The sequence below is a fragment of the Pseudomonas sp. B2M1-30 genome (genome assembly GCF_025447575.1).
Lineage (GTDB): Bacteria > Pseudomonadota > Gammaproteobacteria > Pseudomonadales > Pseudomonadaceae > Aquipseudomonas > Aquipseudomonas botevensis.
Genome location: NZ_JAOEJT010000004.1, coordinates 467,495 through 484,252, shown reverse-complemented (window position 1 = coordinate 484,252; position 16,758 = coordinate 467,495). Strand labels below are relative to the sequence as shown.

Sequence of the window (16,758 nt, the reverse complement as noted above, 5' to 3'; positions counted from 1 at the left end):
CGGAGTGATTGCCGTGGCCAAGCGTACTGCAAACAAACCCACAAAAGTGCGGAAATTTTCGCTTTCAGTACGTTTATGTCGGTATCGCGATAGCACGTTTTCGTTTGAGTTGCTAAAAGGTACATCTTCGAAAATACCTGCGAAAGGACCTCGACATGCCCGCCACTTTCACCAAAAGCGCCCTGCTGCTGAGCCTGATGCTCGGTCTGGGTCAGGCCCACGCCGCCCAGTCCGGTCCCGACGCGCTGGCCAAGGCCCATGGCATTCCGCACCCGGCGGTGATCGCCCACCGTGGCGCGTCCTTCGATGCCCCCGAATCCACCGCAGCATCCTACAAACTGGCCCGCGACCTCGGCGCCGACTATCTGGAAATGGATCTGCAACGCAGCAAGGACGGCGTGCTGTTCGCCCTGCACGACAACAACCTGCAACGCACCACCGACGTCGCCACCAAGTTCCCGGAGCGCAAGGACAGCCCGGCCAACGCCTTCACCATGGCCGAACTGAAAACCCTCGACGCCGGTAGCTGGTACAACAAGGCCTACCCGGATCGCGCGCGCCCGTCCTACGCCGGGCTGAAAATCCTCACCCTCGATGAAATCATCGACATCGCCCAGGCCAGTCCCAAGCACAAGCCCGGCCTGTACATCGAAACCAAGGAGCCACAACTGTTCCCTGGCATCGAGCATGACCTGAAGGAAAAACTCCAGGCGCGCGGCTGGCTGATCCCGGCCGATGCCAAACCGACGAAAGGCAAAGTCGCGGTCGGTCAGGGCAACGGCAAGGTGATCCTGCAAACCTTCGAGAAGAACAGCCTCGAACTGCTGCAAAAGGAAATGCCGCAGGTGCCGAAGATCCTGTTGCTGTGGGTCGGTGAAGGCAGCATCGAGCCGAAATCCAGCGTGTCGTTTGCCGACTCCGGTGAGAAAGACAAGAACACCTTCTACGGCAAACAGGAGCCGAAATCCGAAGCTGAATTCAAGCAATGGATCGACTATGCCAAGGCTCAGGGCGCCATCGGCACCGGCCCGTCGGCCAAGCTGACCCATGGCGGCGATCAAAGCTATTCGGATCTGGTGCAGCCGTGGATGAACAAGTACACCCACGACCAGGGCCTGCTGATTCACGTCTACACCGTCGACGAGCCGGTGGACTACAAGAAGGTCATGGACGCAGGTGTCGATGGTATTTTCACCAACCGCGCCAGCGAACTGCTGAAATTCTTTAAACGCCCGGCCGCCGCCAGTGTGGATCAGGTGTTGAAGAACAACGGTTTCTGATGCAACCGGACACCCCGTGGACAGGCCGCCTCTGGCTGGGGCACGACTATGGCCTGATCCACGGGATGTCGGGGCGCACTGCGCCCCACTCCCACTACGCACACCAACTGATACTCGCGCCCGACCGGCCAATGACGGTTCTGGTCGAGGACACACCCGTCACCACCTCACGCCTGCTGATTGCCTCGCAGACCCGCCATGCGATTCTCGAAGCGCCGGACCCCGTGTTCACGGTGTACGCCGAACCGTTGCGGTTTGAGGCTTGGGCGTTGCGCGATGCACTGTTCGACATTGAGTTGTCGCTGACGGCCCTGGATCGTGCGATGAGCCAATGCCCACGCCGCACGCTGAATGATCCGCGAATCGAACGAGCGCTCGCCACCGTCGATGCATCGCTGTCGAGCAAAGTCGCCGCCAGCGCCGTCGCCGAGGCGGCGCACCTGTCCATGAGCCAATTGCAGCGATTGTTCGTCAGTCAGGTCGGCCTGCCGGTACGACGAATGGTGTTGTGGCGGCGATTGCGACTGGCGATCGCGGCGATTCTGGCGGGCCATGCGGTCACCGACGCCGCCCACGCCGCCGGGTTTGCAGACTCCGCACACTTCTCCCGCAGCCTGAAAAAACTCTTCGGCGTCACCGCCCGCCAGGCGCTGCAACACATCGAACTGCGCTTGCTGGACTGACTCAACGTCTCAAGCCGTCGGGTACTTTCGGTTCCTTGCCCAGCGTTGCCGCTTCGAAGGGATCGAGCAACTGCGCCACATAGCCCCGGGGAAAATCCAGGCGACTGCCGATGCCCAGGTCGCCCTCGCCGATCCGGTAATGCTCCGTGTAAAAACCAGTGCCCAGCAGCCAGTCCCACAGGGTAAAGAACAGCCCGAAATTGACGTCACCGGCGCGCCCGTACTTCATGTGATGAAAGCGGTGCAGCGGCGCCCAGGCGAAGATCCAGCGCAACGGACCGACGCGCATGTCGACGTTCGAATGCTGCAATAACAGTTGGATCGCAATGGCGAATGCCAGCAACACGGCCACCCCGGACGGAATACCCAGCACCATTAACGGCAGCAGTCCCGCTGTCGCCTCCAGCAATTGATGCAGCGGATGCTTCATCAAACCGTTGAAACCATAGAGCCGCTCGACGCTGTGATGAATCGCATGCAGCCGCCACAACCACGACACGCGATGGCTGGCGTAATGCATCAGGCTCACGCCCGCATCGGCGATGAAAATCGCCAGGCCGACTTGCAACCACAGCGGCCAGTTCGACGGCCATGCCCCTTCAATCGACAACAGTGTCACCAGCGCCGGCAATGCCAGCAGGCCGACGGCATTCAGCGCTTCGTTGACCAACGCGTGGAGCATGTCACGAAGACGATCGCCGGCCGGACGATTCCAGTTCACCTCATAAGGCAACAGCCATTCGGCGGTGAACGACACCACCAGCGCCACAGCAAACAGCGGCAACAGCCACCAGGTCGAATGCCCCACCAAGCCTATTGCGCCGCCGATGAATCCGCCCCAGAACAACGGCGCGTACAGCCACGAAAAGATGCGTTTCATGCTCACCTCCATTAATCGAAGACGGAGCATGAAAGTTGCCCGCGAACGGCGATTGAACAAACGACGCAAACACTCGTAGCGCTTTTTAAGGGTGAATTAAGTTGCGGTGATTAACCTGAACGCACTTGAATGAGCCACCCAAAGGAATAACCGATGAAAACCCTGACTGCCCTGTTTACCGCTGCCACCCTGACCCTCACCGCTGGCCTGGCCCAGGCTGACGTTCGCGTCGACCAGATCCCCGAACTGGTGAAGTCCGGCAAGATCAAGTCGCTGGAATCGATGAACGCCGAAGCCCTGAAACTGCACCCGGGGGCGACCATTACGGACACCGATCTGGATAACCACTTCAATGGTTATGAGTATGAAGTTGAATTGAAAACGGCTGACGGCAAAGAGTTCGACGTGGACTTTGATGCAACGACCGGCAAAGTGTTGAGCAATAAGCAGGACACTTGATTTTTGTTAAAACGAAACCGCACGACTCTGGTTGAGTCGTGCGGTTTTTTTGCGTCTGGAGTCAGGTCAGTCCCCTCTCCCTCCGGGAGAGAGTCAGGGGAAAAGACCTCACGCGGAAGTGCTGACCAACGCCCCCGAAGTGCTGCTGTCCGAATCCTGCAACGCCTGCAACAACGCCGCCGTCGCCGTCTGCAAGGACGCCGAGGTCGCCGCGATCTGCGACTGGGCCGCCGCCACCTCGGCAGCCTTGGCATCCTGGCTTTCCTGCTTGGCCTGGGCCGCTTGCAGGGCTTGCTGCTGCTCCTGCAACTGTTTCTGCAATTCGGCGATCTGCTTGCGCAGCTCTTTCACCGTGTCCGACTCGCCACTGCTGCTGGAGCTGCTGCCCCCCGCCGCAGCCGCGCCGCCTGCTGCCACTTTGCTGGTGTCTGCGCTCACACCCGTGCTGGCCGTCGCACTGGTCGAGGTGTCCTCGCCGGTATCGCTGATCGAGGTCTTGCTGGTCGACGTGGTAAGGGTCTGGTTGATCGAAACGGACGTGATGCTGACCATGGGAAATCTCCAATGCCGGTTATAGATCACCGGCCATCGGCGGCAGGTGCGATGAATTGAGATCGACTGTGTACCGACTCGGTATCCGCGCCGGTACACAGCCAGGGCATCAGGCGCTCAGGCGTGCGGTGACTTCGTTCAACTGCCCCGACAGACCATGCAGATTCTGGCTGGCGCTTTCGGTGCGCTGCACATTGTCGAGGTTGGTGCTGGCGATCGCCGTGATCTCGGTCAGGTTGCGCGAGATGTCTTCGGCCACCGAAGTCTGCTCTTCGGCGGCAGTGGCGATCTGGCGGTTCATGTCACGGATCGCTTCCACCGCGAGGGTGATGCGCTCGAGCATGGCGCCGGCCTGGGTCACTTGCTCGACGCTTTCATCGCTGCGGGTCTGGCCGCTGTCGATGGCCTGGGCGGCGTCCACCGCGCCGGTCTGTACGCTGTGGATGATCTGGTTGATCTCGATGATCGACTCCGCCGTGCGTTGCGCCAGGTTGCGCACTTCATCGGCCACCACCGCAAAACCACGCCCGGCTTCACCGGCCCGCGCCGCTTCAATGGCGGCGTTGAGCGCCAGCAGGTTGGTCTGCTCGGCGATGCCGCGAATCACTTCCAGCACCTTGCCGATACGGCCGCTATCGGCTTCCAGGCGACGGATCACCGTGGCGGTATTGGCGATTTCGCCGCGCATCTGGGTGATGCTGTGGATGGTGCTTTGCATCACCGTCTCACCTTGCTGGGCAGACTGATCGGCATCGTCGGCGGCACGCGCGGCATCGGCCGCATGGCGGGCGACTTCCTGGGCGGTCGCGGACATTTCGTTCATCGCCGTCGCCACTTGATCGGTGCGGCTGAACTGCTCGTTGGTGCCACCGGCCATCAGCGTGGCAATGGCGTTCAATTCGCCGCTGGCGCTGTCCAGATCCTTGGCGCTGCGTTGCAGATGAGTGAAGGTTTCGGCGAGGAAATCGCGCAGGGTGTTGGCCGCTGCGGCCAGGTTACCCAACTCGTCCTGACGATGGCTGACCACACGCTCGGCCAGTCGGCCACGGTTCAACTGGGTCACGTAGTCGATCAGTTTGCGGATCGGCTCGACCAGATTGCGGTTGACCAGCCACAGGCTCAACAGCCCGATCAACAGGCCCGACGCGAGCATCACCAACAGCCCCAGCCATACGGTGCGCTCGGCACTGGCGCTGATCAGCGCCGATTGCTCGGTGCCCTGCTTGCGCAATTCGGCCACCAGTTCGCTCATCTGATCGCTGGTGGCGCGATCGACACCTTTGACCGCCACATCACCGGCCGTCGGGTCACCACCGGCAGCGACGAAGGCGTCACGGCCTTTCTGGTACGCGGCGCCGAGCTGACGATGCTCGTCACGCAGTCGCTCGATGCGGGTTTTCAGCGCCGGCTCGAGGCCTTGCTGATTCGCCAGCTCGCCGAGAATCCCCTGCACATCGCGCTGGCGATCTTCGAACTGGCCCCAGTATTTGCCCAGGTCAGCCGGTTGCTTGCCGCGCAGCAGGACGTTTTTCCACTCCTGTACCTGGACCTTGAATTGCAAGTTGGCTTCGTCGATCAACTGCGAGGTGTGCAGCGGACCGCCGATCAACTGGCTGTAGTTCTGCACGCCGTTGGACAGGAAGTGAAAGCAGGCCAGCGCGATCAGCAGCATCGCCAGCAGGCTGCCGCTCAACAGGGCCAGAATTTGCGCTCTCAGGGATTTTTGCAAAGACATCGCAGGTACTCGAGACAGGGATGAGCACGTCCGGTAAGACGTGGATTATGGCCGGACATCCGTGTCGGCGAACCTCTGGCTCATGGCCAGAGGCGCGCAACCTAACGCACCTGAGATCGGCGTGCCAGAGCCTTTCTTGAGAATTCTCCGACAGCCGGTAAGTGGCTGATTTGCCGTCACTTTGCTGTCACACAACGGTCATGTGACATTGCGATGATGCGGCTCAGGTGAATCTGTCGATCCCGCCCCAGCCGCCCTCCTTGCAGCGAGCCTTCATGAACCACAGCCTCGATATCAGTCATCGCGACCCTGACCTGTTTGGCTTGCTCTACGGCTTCCGTTTCCGCCCCGGCGAGCGTGGCCGCGAAGTCGACTCGGCAACCGCCCTGCGCTGCTTGCAGGACGAAAGCGAGAGCGAGAGCGACGAGTTTCTCTGGCTGCACCTGAACCTGGCCCACGCCGCGTGCGAGCGCTGGATGAAAAGCCATCTGCAATTGCCCGAGGAGTTTTTCGAGGCCTTGCACGAAGGTTCGCGTTCGACCCGCATCGAACACGTCGACTCGGCGTTGCTGGCGGTGGTCAACGATGTGGTGTTCAACCTCAGCAGCATGGTGTCGTCGGATGTATCGACACTGTGGGTCTGCGTGCGCAACAAGTTGATCGTCAGCGCACGCCTGCAACCGCTGCATTCGGTGGACAAACTGCGCTCGTCGGTGAAGGCCGGCGAGCGCTTTCGTTCGCCGTCGGAATTGCTCGTGCATCTGCTGCGCGATCAGGGCGAAGTGTTGACCCAGATCGTGCGCAAGACCAGCCAGAGCGTCGATCAGGTCGAGGACGAATTGCTCTCCTCACGGCTGTCGACCAATCGCGCCGAACTCGGTGCCAACCGTCGGGTGCTGGTGCGCCTGCAACGGCTGCTGGCGCTGGAACCGGGTTCGCTGCTGCGCCTGCTCAACCGCCCGCCGTCGTGGTTGCAGAAGGAGGACGTCAAGGAACTGCGCAAGTCCACCGAGGAGTTTGCGCTGATTATCAACGACCTCACCGCCCTCGGCGAGCGGATCAAGCTGTTGCAGGAAGAGATCGCCGCCAATCTCAATGAGCAGAGCAACCGCACGCTGTTCACCCTGACCGTGGTCACGGTGCTGGCGCTGCCGATCAACATCATTGCCGGTTTCTTCGGCATGAACGTCGGCGGCGTGCCGCTGGCGCAGGATCCGGAAGGGTTCTGGATTCTGGTGGCACTGGTGGCGACCTTCACCGTGATTGCCGGGCGCTGGGCATTCCGCAAGCGCGGGGATTACTGAGGGCTCCTGCGACAACCAAGGACCGCGCATGCAGCCGTGGATTCGGATCAATGAACCGGCTAATCCGCCAAACACTGATCTGCCGCAGCCTTTCTGTAATATTTAGAAACGATCATGAGCGACACTCCTTCCCTCGCTCAGGATTGTCCCCTCATGGCTACTCCCTCCCTGACCGCCAGCCAGGCCTCTGCTGCCAGTGGCAGGCCGGCCCTCGATAAAAAAACCGGCCCGTTCACCTACGTAGTATTTTTCGCGGTGCTGGCGATGGGGCTGTTGTTCACCGCCTACAGCCTGATGCATGACATGCACGAACTGGGCACGGTGGTCACCACCTGGACGCCGTTCCTGCTGCTCGGCGTGGCGCTGCTGATTGCCCTGGGCTTTGAGTTCGTCAACGGTTTCCACGACACCGCCAACGCCGTGGCGACGGTGATTTACACCCACTCGCTGCCGCCGCACTTTGCGGTGGTGTGGTCGGGTTTCTTCAACTTCCTCGGCGTGCTGCTGTCCAGCGGCGCGGTGGCGTTCGGCATCATCGCCCTGCTGCCGGTGGAACTGATTCTGCAGGTCGGCTCGTCCGCCGGTTTCGCGATGATCTTCGCCCTGCTGATCGCCGCGATCCTGTGGAACCTCGGCACCTGGTGGCTGGGCCTGCCGGCCTCGTCGTCGCACACGCTGATCGGTTCGATCATCGGCGTCGGCGTGGCCAACGCGCTGATGCACGGTCGCGACGGCACCAGCGGCGTGGACTGGGCGCAGGCAACCAAGATCGGTTACGCCTTGCTGTTGTCGCCACTGGTGGGCTTCGGCTGCGCGGCGCTGTTGCTGCTGGCCCTGCGTGCGTTCGTGAAGAATCGCTCGCTGTACAAGGCACCCGAAGGCAACACCCCGCCGCCATGGTGGATTCGTGGCCTGCTGATCCTGACGTGCACCGGCGTGTCCTTCGCCCACGGCTCCAACGATGGCCAGAAAGGCATGGGCCTGATCATGCTGATTCTGGTCGGCACCCTGCCAATGGCCTACGCCCTGAACCGCACCATGCCTGCCGATCAGGCGTTGCAGTTCGCCGCCGTGGCCGAAGTCACCCAGCAAGCGCTGGTGAAAAGTGCACCGCTGCCGGCCCCGGCCGATCCGCGTCCGGTGCTCTCGGATTACGTGCGCAGCAAGGAAGTCACGCCGCAGTTGATCCCGGCCCTCGCGTCGCTGACCGGGCACATCGGTGACGAAGTGAAGGGTTATGGCTCGCTGGCGAAGGTGCCGGCCGAAGCCATGGGCAACGTGCGTAACGACATGTACCTGGCCAGTGAAACCATTCGCCTGATGGACAAGAACAAGGTCGGCACTTTCGACGCCGACACCACCAACAAGCTGCAACTGTTCAAGCAACAGATCGACAACGCCACGCGGTTCATTCCGCTGTGGGTGAAGATCGCCGTGGCGATTGCCCTGGGACTGGGCACCATGGTCGGCTGGAAGCGCATCGTGGTCACGGTCGGTGAAAAGATCGGCAAGACCCACCTGACCTACGCCCAGGGCGCCTCGGCGGAAACCGTGGCGATGCTGACCATCGGCGCCGCCGACATGTTCGGCTTGCCGGTGTCGACCACCCATGTGCTGTCATCCGGCGTGGCCGGGACCATGGTCGCCAACGGTGGCGGCTTGCAGATGAAGACCATCCGCAACCTGCTGATGGCCTGGGTGCTGACATTGCCGGCGGCAATCCTGCTGTCGGGCAGCCTGTATTGGTTGTTCACCCAGATCTTCTGACCCGGCCTGTGGGAGCGGGCATGCCCGCTCCCACAATCATTGTTTTGTGCAGGGTTCAGAGGCTGGAGCGGATCACCTCCGTCAGCCAGTCCATGAACACCCGCACCCGCAAGGGCAAATGCCGTTGCCGCGCGTACAGCAGTGAAACGCCCATGGCCGGGGCGTTGTGTTGTGGCAAGACCTCCACCAGTTCGCCATTGTGCAAATAGCCGTGCATGCCGGTTCGCGGCACCTGCACCAGACCAAAGCCGCCCAGCGCCGCCGACTCATAGGCGTCGGTGCTGTTGACCGTCACGCTGCCGGCCATGGCCAGACGGCGTACCTGACCCGCCTCCTCGTAGACGAATCCTTCCGAGCGCGATCCCAGCACCCCGGCGTAATGCACCAGCCGATGCCGGGCCAGATCCTCCAGGTTCAGCGGCACGCCGTAGCGCGCCAGGTACGCCGGGCTTGCGCAATTGACCATCGCGAAGTCGCACACATGCCGCGCCACCACTGATTGATCCGGCTGCGCGCCGACCCGCAACACGCAATCGAAACCCTCGCTGAGCAAATCGACGCGGCGGTCGGTGCTGCTGATTTCCAGTTCCAGATTCGGGTGCCGATCAGTGAACTGCGGCAGACGCGGCATCACCACGCGCCGCGCGAGGATGTTCGGCATGTCGAAGCGAATCCGCCCGGTCAGCGAGGCTTCGTCCTGACGGAACAGGTTTTCGATTTCGTCCATGTGCGACAGCAGATCCTTGCTCCGCTCATACAGCGCCAGGCCGTCCTGCGTCGCTTGGACCTTGCGCGTGGTGCGTTGCAGCAGTCTCGCACCGAGCAGGCTTTCGAGCGCCTGCACATGCTCGGACACGGTCGAGCGCGGCAGCCCGAGGCTCTCTCCGGCGAGGGTAAAACTCGACAGTTCGCTGACCCGGACGAAGGTGCGCAGCAGTTCCAGTTTGTTCATGGATAGCCTCGGTATTGTTCGGATATACCGACCAGTGATTCCGGTTTCGCTCTGTTTATCACCATCCAGCGGATAAATAAACTTTGCGTCATCCACTCATCACTGCAATCGAGGAAGCCCCATGAACCGCAAAATCGCATTGATCACCGGTGCCAGCCGTGGCCTTGGCAAGAACGCAGCGCTGCACCTCGCCGCGCAGGGCGTGGACATCATCGGCACTTACAACAGCCGCGCCGATGAAGCCCAGGCGCTGGTGCTGGAACTGGAAAAACTCGGCGCCAAAGCCGTGATGCTGCAACTGGACGTCGGCCGCAGCGAAGGCTTTGCCGATTTCGCCGTGCAGATCGAGCAGGCATTGCAGCTGTTTGATCGTCAGCGCTTCGATTTTCTGATCAACAACGCCGGGATTGGCGTGCATGCGTCCTTCGCCGAGACGACCCCGGCGCAGTTCGACCTGCTGATGAATGTTCAGCTCAAGGGGCCGTTCTTCCTGACCCAGACACTGTTGCCGCTGATCAACGATGGCGGGCGGATCATCAATATCTCCAGCGGTCTGGCGCGCTTCACCCTGCCGGGTTATGCCGCCTACGCGGCGATGAAAGGGGCGATGGAAGTGCTGACCCGTTACCAGGCCAAGGAGTTGGGCGCGCGGCAGATTTCGGTGAACATCCTGGCGCCGGGCGCCATCGAGACCGACTTTGGCGGTGGCGCGGTGCGCGACAACTCGGCGCTCAATGCAATGGTCGCCAGCAACACCGCGCTGGGCCGTGCCGGACAGCCGGATGACATTGGCGGGGCACTGGCGCTGCTGCTGTCGCCGGGGGCGCAGTGGATCAATGGCCAGCGGGTGGAAGCGTCGGGCGGGATGTTTCTCTAAACGCTGAAAAGATCGCAGCCTGTGACAGTTCCTGCACTTGAACCCTGCAGGAGCTGTCGCAGGCGGCGATTTTTTGTATTTAGTTCTGACAGACGTTGCGCATCATCCAGCGCTCGCGCACCACGTCATACGCCCAGTGGTAAACGTAGGTGTACGGCAGGAAAAACAGCAGCACACCGATGTCCAGCAGGAACGCCTGCCACAGGCTGACCGACAGCCACCAGGCAATCAACGGCACGCCCATCACGATCAATCCGCCCTCGAACAGCAGCGCATGCACGACCCGCACCCAGGCGTTGTGCGCGATGTTCCAGCGTTTGAGCATGCGGTCGAAGAAACCGTTGAACACCACGTTCCACGCCAGCGCCAGAATCGCCACGGCGAGGGTGACCACACCCATGTCGAGCAACGGTTTACCCATGATCCACGCCAGCAGCGGCGTACAGATCAGAATTGCCAGCAGTTCGAAACCGATGGCCTGGAAAATACGTTCAGTGATGGATTTGTTGGCGCTCATGGCCAGGCTCCTGGTTAAAGAGACGCGTTGAAGACGGTTGCCATGATCCAGCCTTCTGCCGATACTTCATAACCAATAACCATCGATCAAGGCGATAGTTCATGGCTTCTCAGGAAGTGTTGCTGGCATTCGTGCAGGCCGCCACTCAGGGTTCGTTTTCGGCGGCGGCGCGCAAACTCGGGCGCAGTCAGTCGACCATCAGCGCGGCGGTGGCGAGCCTGGAGATCGATCTGGATCTGATGTTGTTCGACCGCAGCAGCCGCAAACCGACCCTGACCCCGGCCGGCCATGTGATGTTGCAGCGGGCCGAGGCGATCCTGTCGGCCACCAGTCGTCTGGAAATGACCGCGCGGCAACTGGCCCAGGGCGTCGAGCCGAAGCTCACGGTGGCGATTTCCGACACCTATCAGTCCTACCGTTTCGAGGCGGCGCTGGTGGAGTTCGAGCAGCGTTATCCGGATCTGGAACTGGAATGCCTGATTGCCGAATGCGACGACCTGATCGAATTGGTACAACGCGGCCGCACGCACCTGGCCTTCGCCGAGATGCGCGACAGCTATCCGCCGGATCTGGTGACCTCGACAGTCGCCGAGCGCACGGAAATCGCCCTGTTCGCGAGTGCCGGGCATCCGCTGGCGACGCTCGGGCACATCGATCGAACCGTGCTGGAGCAGCATCGTGAATTGCGCCTGGCAACCATCGTCAATCCCTACGACAGCCGCGCCAAGGGCCGGGTGTGGTCGGCGCCGAGTTACCTGATGCTGCTGGAGATGGCCGAAAAGAACTTCGGCTGGGCGCCACTGCCGCGCTGGCTGGTGGAGCGTTTCGGCAACGGCACGCTGGTCGAGTTGAAGGTGCGCGGCTGGCCGAAACCGGTGTTTGTCGATGCCCTGTGGTCGCGGCTGTACCCGCCGGGGCCGGCGGGGAGCTGGTTGTTGAGCAAGATGCTGGAATAGCGGCTCGGCCATTCGCGGGCAAGCCCGGCTCCCACCGGTTTGGTGTTGTTCCCTTGTTCAGGGACAACAGCCGAGCTTCTGGGAGCCGGGCTTGCCCGCGAAGACGTTCGCCCGCCTCCCCCATGCCCCTCGGGTTCACGCAGCCTCGATCGCCGCCGGTCGATTCACCTGGAAAAACTCATGCAACCCGCGCAGCGCCGGCAATTCCAGCGCCTGCGCCGCGCAACACAATCCAACCCGCCGGGTCGGTGCCGGCAAGTGCCACGCGCGCTCCACCACCCGCGTCTGCCCGTGCACCAGCGACTGCGGCAACATCGCCACGCCAACCCCCGCCGCAACCATGTGCAACGCCTGTTGCAACGACCCGGCATGCCCCGCCACCGCCGCCGGTGAGCGCCCGTACAACGCCATCAACCGCTGGTGCGACGGATGCTGTGGACAGGTGATCCAGTCTTCGATCGGCGTCCATCCGGCGCCCGCCATCGCCATCGGGTGATCCACCGGCAACGCCATCACATACGACTCTTCCCACAACGGCAGGAACAGTTCGTCCTCGCAGCACATGTCCTCGACCGCCAGGCGACCGTCGCCGTGACAGCCCTCCTCCAGGGTCAGCAACAGGTTGGGCAGCGCCTGCCGGGCCATGCGCACAAAGGCTTCGATGTGACGGGCGGCGATATCGCCTTCGATGCCGAGGGTCAGCGGCACGCGGTCCTCGCGGCTGCGAAACATCCGGCTCAGCGCCTCGGATTCGGCCACCATGCGCCGCGCCTGCGGGTACAACAACCGCGCTTCGGCACTGACCTCCACCCCCCTTGGCTGACGCACAAACAGCGTCGCGCCGAGTTCCTCTTCAAGCTGTTTGATGGTCACCGACAGCGTCGGCTGGCTGATGAACAAACGTTGCGCGGCGGCGGTGATGTTGCGTTCCTCAAACACCGCGAGAAAGGCCTTGAGATGGCGGATATCCATAGGAGATTCCGATAGCAGACAGAGAAATAAGGCATTTTTCAGCCTCGGAGACGCTAAATATACTGTGCTCCGTATCTGGTTATTTGTTTTTCTTATTTCAGGAGTGCAGTCATGGGCAAGCCATTGATCATCATCACCGGCGCCAGTTCGGGCATCGGCGAAGCCACCGCCCGCCGTTTGAGCGCCGCCGGTCATGCGTTGCTTTTGCTGGCCCGACGTATCGAACGCTTGCAAGCGCTGGAGCTGCCGGACACCCTCAGCCGCCAGGTCGACATCACCGACCGCACCGCGCTGCTGGCCGCTGTCGCCGAGGCCGAAGCCCGGTTCGGCCCGGCCGATGCGCTGATCAACAACGCCGGGGTGATGCTGCTCGGCGAGATGAGCAAACAGGACCCGGCGCAGTGGGAGCAGATGCTCGACGTCAACGTGAAGGGACTGCTCAACGGCGTGCATGCGGTGGTGGCCGGGATGATCGAGCGCCGGCACGGCACGATCATCAACGTCAGCTCGGTGGCTGGCCGCAAGACGTTCCCGAACCATGTGGCGTATGTCGGCACCAAGTTCGCGGTGCATGGTTTGTCGGAAAACCTGCGCGAAGAGTTGTCGCCGCATAACGTGCGGGTGACCACCATCGCGCCGGGGGCGGTGGAGACCGAGTTGCTGAGCCACACCACGGATGAGGCGATCAAGACCGGCTATCAGGCGTGGAAACAGGAGATGGGTGGCACGGTGCTGGGCGCCGAGGACGTGGCGACGGCGATTGCCTATGCCTATGAGCAGCCGCAGGGCGTGTGCATTCGCGAGATTGTCATGGCGGCGACCCGCCAGCAGGCTTGAGCCGCCTCCAGGTAAAAAAGAGCCCCTCGCCCCAGCCCTCTCCCGGGCGAGAGGGCGCTGACCGTGGTGTCTTGCGGTATGCGTCGACCCGAGAGATTGAGTTGATTGCAGGATTGGGACCGAGGGGGACTTTCGGTATGCGTCGGCCTGAAATACCTGATCGATTACCGGTTCACCGCCAATCGCTCAGGTCGGCGGGTTTCGCCAATATCCCCCGATCGGTCCCCTCTCCCTCCGGGAGAGGGCTAGGGTGAGGGCAAGCGATCCAGCGCCGATAGCCGCCCCTCGATAAACCGCCGCTCCGGCTCCTGCCGCGTCAATTCCAGTGCCCGCCGATACGCTTCCCGCGCCTCTTCCACCCGCCCCAACTGCCGGCAAAACTCCGCCCGCGCCGAATGTGCCAGGTGGTAATCCTGTAACTCCCCGCGCTGCAAAATCCCTTCGATCAGTTCCAGCCCGGCCAGCGCCCCGTCCCGCTTGGCAACCGCCACCGCGCGATTGAGTTCGATCACCGGCGACGGCACCGCCCGCAACAGCACGTCATACAGCCCGACGATCTGTTCCCAATCCGTATCCCCCGCCGTCGCCGCCTCGGCATGCACCGCCGCAATCGCCGCTTGCAGGCAATACGGCCCGAACCGCCGGGTGGTCAGCGCCCGTTCCACCAGCGCGCAACCTTCGGCAATCAGTTGCGCGTCCCACAACCGGCGATCCTGATCGTCCAGCAAGATCAACTCCCCCTGCGGCGACGTCCGCGCCGGGCGCCGCGACTCGTGCAACAGCATCAGCGCCAGCAAGCCGATGACCTCCGGCTCCGGCAGCAACTCCATCAACAGCCGCCCCAGACGAATCGCCTCACGCGTCAGGTCTTCGCGCGTGACCTGGGCGCCGACCGACGCCGAGTAACCTTCGTTGAACACCAGATAAATCACCCGCAGCACGCTCTCGAGGCGTTCGGGCAATTCGCTCAGGCTGGGCACCTGATAAGGGATTTTCGCGTCGCGGATCTTCGCCTTGGCCCGCACGATGCGCTGGGCAATCGCCGCCGGCGCCGAGAGAAATGCCCGGGCGATTTCCTCCGTGGTCAGGTCGCAGACTTCACGCAGGGTCAGCGGCACTTGCGCATCCGCCGCCAGTGCCGGGTGGCAACAGGTGAAGATCAGCCGCAGGCGGTCGTCTTCCAAATCCTCGTCACTCCACTCGGTTTGCTCCAGTTCCTCCAGTTGCGCCAGCAACAACGGCTGCGAAGCCTTGAACCGCGCGCGGCGGCGCAACACGTCGATGGCCTTGAAGCGTCCGGTGGACACCAGCCAGGTGCGCGGATTGTCCGGCACGCCGTCGCGCTGCCAGCGCTCGACCGCGACGAAGAACGCCTCGTGCAAGGCTTCTTCGGCGAGGTCGAAATCGCCGAGCAGACGAATCAGCGTCGCCAGAATCCGCCGCGAGTCGTCGCGATAGACCTGCGCAACCCGCGCCTGGATCGCTGCATCCGTCATCGGTCAGACATTCAACTGGCGCACCGGGCGCACTTCGACACTGCCGACCCGGGCCGCCGGAATGTTGCCGGCGACCTGGATCGCTTCGTTGAGATCCCGGGCGTCGATCAGATAGAAGCCCGCCAGTTGCTCCTTGGTTTCAGCGAACGGGCCATCGGTGATCGACAGCTTGCCGTTGCGCATCCGCACAGTGGTGGCGGTCTGCACCGACTCCAGCGCTTCGGCGGCGACCATCCGGCCGCTGCCCTGGATCGACTCGGCGTAGGCCCAGCACTCGGCGTCTTCCGGGCTGTCGGGCGACGTGTGCAACAGACGCTCGTCGCTGTAGACCAGGCATAGATATTTCATCGCTTTCTCCTGCATCGGACGGATCAACTATGACCGCAGATCGGCACTTTGGCGAACCGCGCAGTGCTCAGGGCGTGACGTCGAACAAAGTTGCGCCGCTCATCGGATCGAACGGCGCCGACCAGTGTTCGTGGACGATCTTCCACGTCCCGCCGATCTGCCGGTAGCACGCGCTGGCGCGCATCCAGCAACTCTGGGTCTCGCCTTTCTCGTTGGTGCCGCCGCAATTGGCGACCCAGTGGGCGAAGGCGAGGGTTTCCGAAGTCTCGATGGCGACTTCGTGGAACTCGAAGATGTGCGGGCCGGGGCACATTTCCATGCAGGCGATCCAATGGGCGCGGTAGGCCTCCTTGCCCTTGAATTGCAGGGCCTTGATCGCGTCGAAGGACACGATGTCCTCGGCGTACAGGGCCATGACCTTGTCCACGTTCTTGGTCATGACAGCATCGCGATAAGTGTCGATCAGGGTCTGGATTTGAGTTTTAGCGTTCATGGTGTTCTCCGTTGTTTTTGTTTGAAGACACCCTTAGTCGTTTGCCGTTTGCATGGATCGACAGGCGAAATAAAAAAATCTGCATCCGCTGGAATCGTTAGAATCCGAGGCTCATTTTGCGTTGGAACAAGGACACTCCAGTGACAGCCCGACTCGTACCCTACGACAGCCTGAATGCCACCCAGCGGCAGCAGGTCGAGGCGATTGAAATCCACCCCGAGCAGATTAAATTCTCCGGTGACATCCATGGTGCCTTGCACACCCTGCTGTCGAAACCTGGCCTGGGCGTGAAGGGTTTTGCCCTGCTGGCCGAGGACGTGCCGGTGGCCTTCCTGCTGCTCAAGCGACCGCCGGTGCTGCCGGCCTGGGCCAATGAACACAGCGCCACGCTGCACGCGTTGCAGGTCGATCATCGTGCCCAGGGCCGGGGTTACGGCAAGGCCTGCCTGCAAGCGCTGCCCGAGGTCGCGCGCCAGGCTTGGCCGGAGATCAAGGGTCTGGAACTGTCGGTGGATGCCGACAACGACGCGGCGATTGCGCTGTACGCCAGACACGGCTTCGTTGACAGCGGCGAGGCGTACAAGGGCCGGATCGGTTACGAACGGCGCATGGGGCTGTTTTTCTGAGGCTGCCTTGCAAAGAATCGAGGG

The 16,758-nt window shown here is 62.3% G+C and carries 18 protein-coding genes; 9 read left to right on the top strand and 9 right to left on the bottom strand.

The annotated features are described in order from the left end of the window. The first annotated feature begins 155 nt into the window (after nt 1-155). Both N8H74_RS11640 and N8H74_RS11635 read left to right on the top strand, forming a co-directional pair. The gene (locus N8H74_RS11640) at nt 156-1,280 is read left to right on the top strand and encodes a glycerophosphodiester phosphodiesterase (RefSeq protein WP_217832923.1); all 1,125 of its coding nucleotides are present in this window, start codon (nt 156-158) and stop codon (nt 1,278-1,280) included. Beyond that, complete coding sequence (locus tag N8H74_RS11635; protein ID WP_262147654.1) at nt 1,280-1,963, top strand: helix-turn-helix transcriptional regulator; 684 nt, start codon at nt 1,280-1,282, stop codon at nt 1,961-1,963. Before N8H74_RS11640 ends, N8H74_RS11635 begins: the two co-directional genes overlap by 1 nt. A 1-nt stretch (nt 1,964) precedes the next feature. Here the strand turns inward: N8H74_RS11635 and N8H74_RS11630 are convergent, their stop codons facing one another. Next, entirely contained in the window at nt 1,965-2,843 is an 879-nt protein-coding gene (locus tag N8H74_RS11630; RefSeq protein ID WP_262147653.1) for a sterol desaturase family protein, read from the bottom strand. A gap of 153 nt (nt 2,844-2,996) precedes the next feature. Between N8H74_RS11630 and N8H74_RS11625 the strand changes: the two genes are divergently transcribed. After that, nucleotides 2,997-3,302 carry a PepSY domain-containing protein gene (locus N8H74_RS11625; RefSeq protein ID WP_262147652.1) on the top strand — a complete coding sequence of 102 codons (306 nt, stop codon included), beginning with the start codon at nt 2,997-2,999 and terminating at the stop codon, nt 3,300-3,302. A 108-nt stretch (nt 3,303-3,410) separates the two neighbouring features. Here N8H74_RS11625 and N8H74_RS11620 read toward each other — a convergent pair whose 3' ends face one another. Then, nucleotides 3,411-3,854: a hypothetical protein gene (locus tag N8H74_RS11620; RefSeq protein ID WP_262147650.1), complete on the bottom strand. Its 444-nt coding sequence runs from the start codon at nt 3,852-3,854 to the stop codon at nt 3,411-3,413. A gap of 109 nt (nt 3,855-3,963) precedes the next feature. Continuing rightward, nucleotides 3,964-5,589, bottom strand: a complete 1,626-nt coding sequence (locus N8H74_RS11615; protein ID WP_262147648.1) for a methyl-accepting chemotaxis protein — start codon at nt 5,587-5,589, stop codon at nt 3,964-3,966. Nucleotides 5,590-5,864: 275 nt separating this feature from the next. Here N8H74_RS11615 and N8H74_RS11610 point away from each other — a divergent pair, with 275 nt between their 5' ends. Then, nucleotides 5,865-6,893 carry a transporter gene (locus N8H74_RS11610; RefSeq protein WP_217832918.1) on the top strand — a complete coding sequence of 343 codons (1,029 nt, stop codon included), beginning with the start codon at nt 5,865-5,867 and terminating at the stop codon, nt 6,891-6,893. Nucleotides 6,894-7,046: 153 nt separating this feature from the next. Beyond that, nucleotides 7,047-8,660 (top strand): inorganic phosphate transporter, encoded by a 1,614-nt coding sequence (locus tag N8H74_RS11605; protein WP_217832917.1) that lies wholly within the window; start codon nt 7,047-7,049, stop codon nt 8,658-8,660. A 55-nt stretch (nt 8,661-8,715) separates the two neighbouring features. Here the strand turns inward: N8H74_RS11605 and N8H74_RS11600 are convergent, their stop codons facing one another. Next, nucleotides 8,716-9,612, bottom strand: a complete 897-nt coding sequence (locus N8H74_RS11600) for a LysR family transcriptional regulator (RefSeq protein ID WP_262147645.1) — start codon at nt 9,610-9,612, stop codon at nt 8,716-8,718. A gap of 121 nt (nt 9,613-9,733) precedes the next feature. Here N8H74_RS11600 and N8H74_RS11595 point away from each other — a divergent pair, with 121 nt between their 5' ends. Further along, the gene (locus N8H74_RS11595) at nt 9,734-10,489 is read left to right on the top strand and encodes an SDR family oxidoreductase (protein ID WP_217832915.1); all 756 of its coding nucleotides are present in this window, start codon (nt 9,734-9,736) and stop codon (nt 10,487-10,489) included. A gap of 79 nt (nt 10,490-10,568) precedes the next feature. Here the strand turns inward: N8H74_RS11595 and N8H74_RS11590 are convergent, their stop codons facing one another. Continuing rightward, the gene (locus tag N8H74_RS11590; RefSeq protein ID WP_217832914.1) at nt 10,569-11,006 is read right to left on the bottom strand and encodes a multidrug/biocide efflux PACE transporter; all 438 of its coding nucleotides are present in this window, start codon (nt 11,004-11,006) and stop codon (nt 10,569-10,571) included. A 101-nt stretch (nt 11,007-11,107) separates the two neighbouring features. Here N8H74_RS11590 and N8H74_RS11585 point away from each other — a divergent pair, with 101 nt between their 5' ends. Next, nucleotides 11,108-11,962: a LysR family transcriptional regulator gene (locus tag N8H74_RS11585; RefSeq protein ID WP_262147643.1), complete on the top strand. Its 855-nt coding sequence runs from the start codon at nt 11,108-11,110 to the stop codon at nt 11,960-11,962. A gap of 135 nt (nt 11,963-12,097) precedes the next feature. Here the strand turns inward: N8H74_RS11585 and N8H74_RS11580 are convergent, their stop codons facing one another. Then, entirely contained in the window at nt 12,098-12,934 is an 837-nt protein-coding gene (locus N8H74_RS11580) for a LysR family transcriptional regulator (protein ID WP_262147641.1), read from the bottom strand. Between the two features lie 111 nt (nt 12,935-13,045). Between N8H74_RS11580 and N8H74_RS11575 the strand changes: the two genes are divergently transcribed. Continuing rightward, nucleotides 13,046-13,771 carry an SDR family oxidoreductase gene (locus tag N8H74_RS11575; protein ID WP_262147639.1) on the top strand — a complete coding sequence of 242 codons (726 nt, stop codon included), beginning with the start codon at nt 13,046-13,048 and terminating at the stop codon, nt 13,769-13,771. A 245-nt stretch (nt 13,772-14,016) separates the two neighbouring features. Here N8H74_RS11575 and N8H74_RS11570 read toward each other — a convergent pair whose 3' ends face one another. The 3 genes from N8H74_RS11570 to N8H74_RS11560 all read right to left on the bottom strand — a co-directional run bounded on the left by N8H74_RS11570 (nt 14,017) and on the right by N8H74_RS11560 (nt 16,108). After that, on the bottom strand, nt 14,017-15,267 hold the full coding sequence (locus tag N8H74_RS11570; protein WP_262147637.1) for an RNA polymerase sigma factor: 1,251 nt from the start codon (nt 15,265-15,267) through the stop codon (nt 14,017-14,019). Between the two features lie 3 nt (nt 15,268-15,270). Next, nucleotides 15,271-15,615: a YciI family protein gene (locus N8H74_RS11565; RefSeq protein ID WP_217832909.1), complete on the bottom strand. Its 345-nt coding sequence runs from the start codon at nt 15,613-15,615 to the stop codon at nt 15,271-15,273. A 67-nt stretch (nt 15,616-15,682) separates the two neighbouring features. Further along, on the bottom strand, nt 15,683-16,108 hold the full coding sequence (locus N8H74_RS11560; RefSeq protein ID WP_262147635.1) for a nuclear transport factor 2 family protein: 426 nt from the start codon (nt 16,106-16,108) through the stop codon (nt 15,683-15,685). A gap of 140 nt (nt 16,109-16,248) precedes the next feature. Between N8H74_RS11560 and N8H74_RS11555 the strand changes: the two genes are divergently transcribed. Further along, the gene (locus N8H74_RS11555) at nt 16,249-16,734 is read left to right on the top strand and encodes a GNAT family N-acetyltransferase (protein WP_217832907.1); all 486 of its coding nucleotides are present in this window, start codon (nt 16,249-16,251) and stop codon (nt 16,732-16,734) included. Nucleotides 16,735-16,758 lie beyond the last annotated feature (24 nt).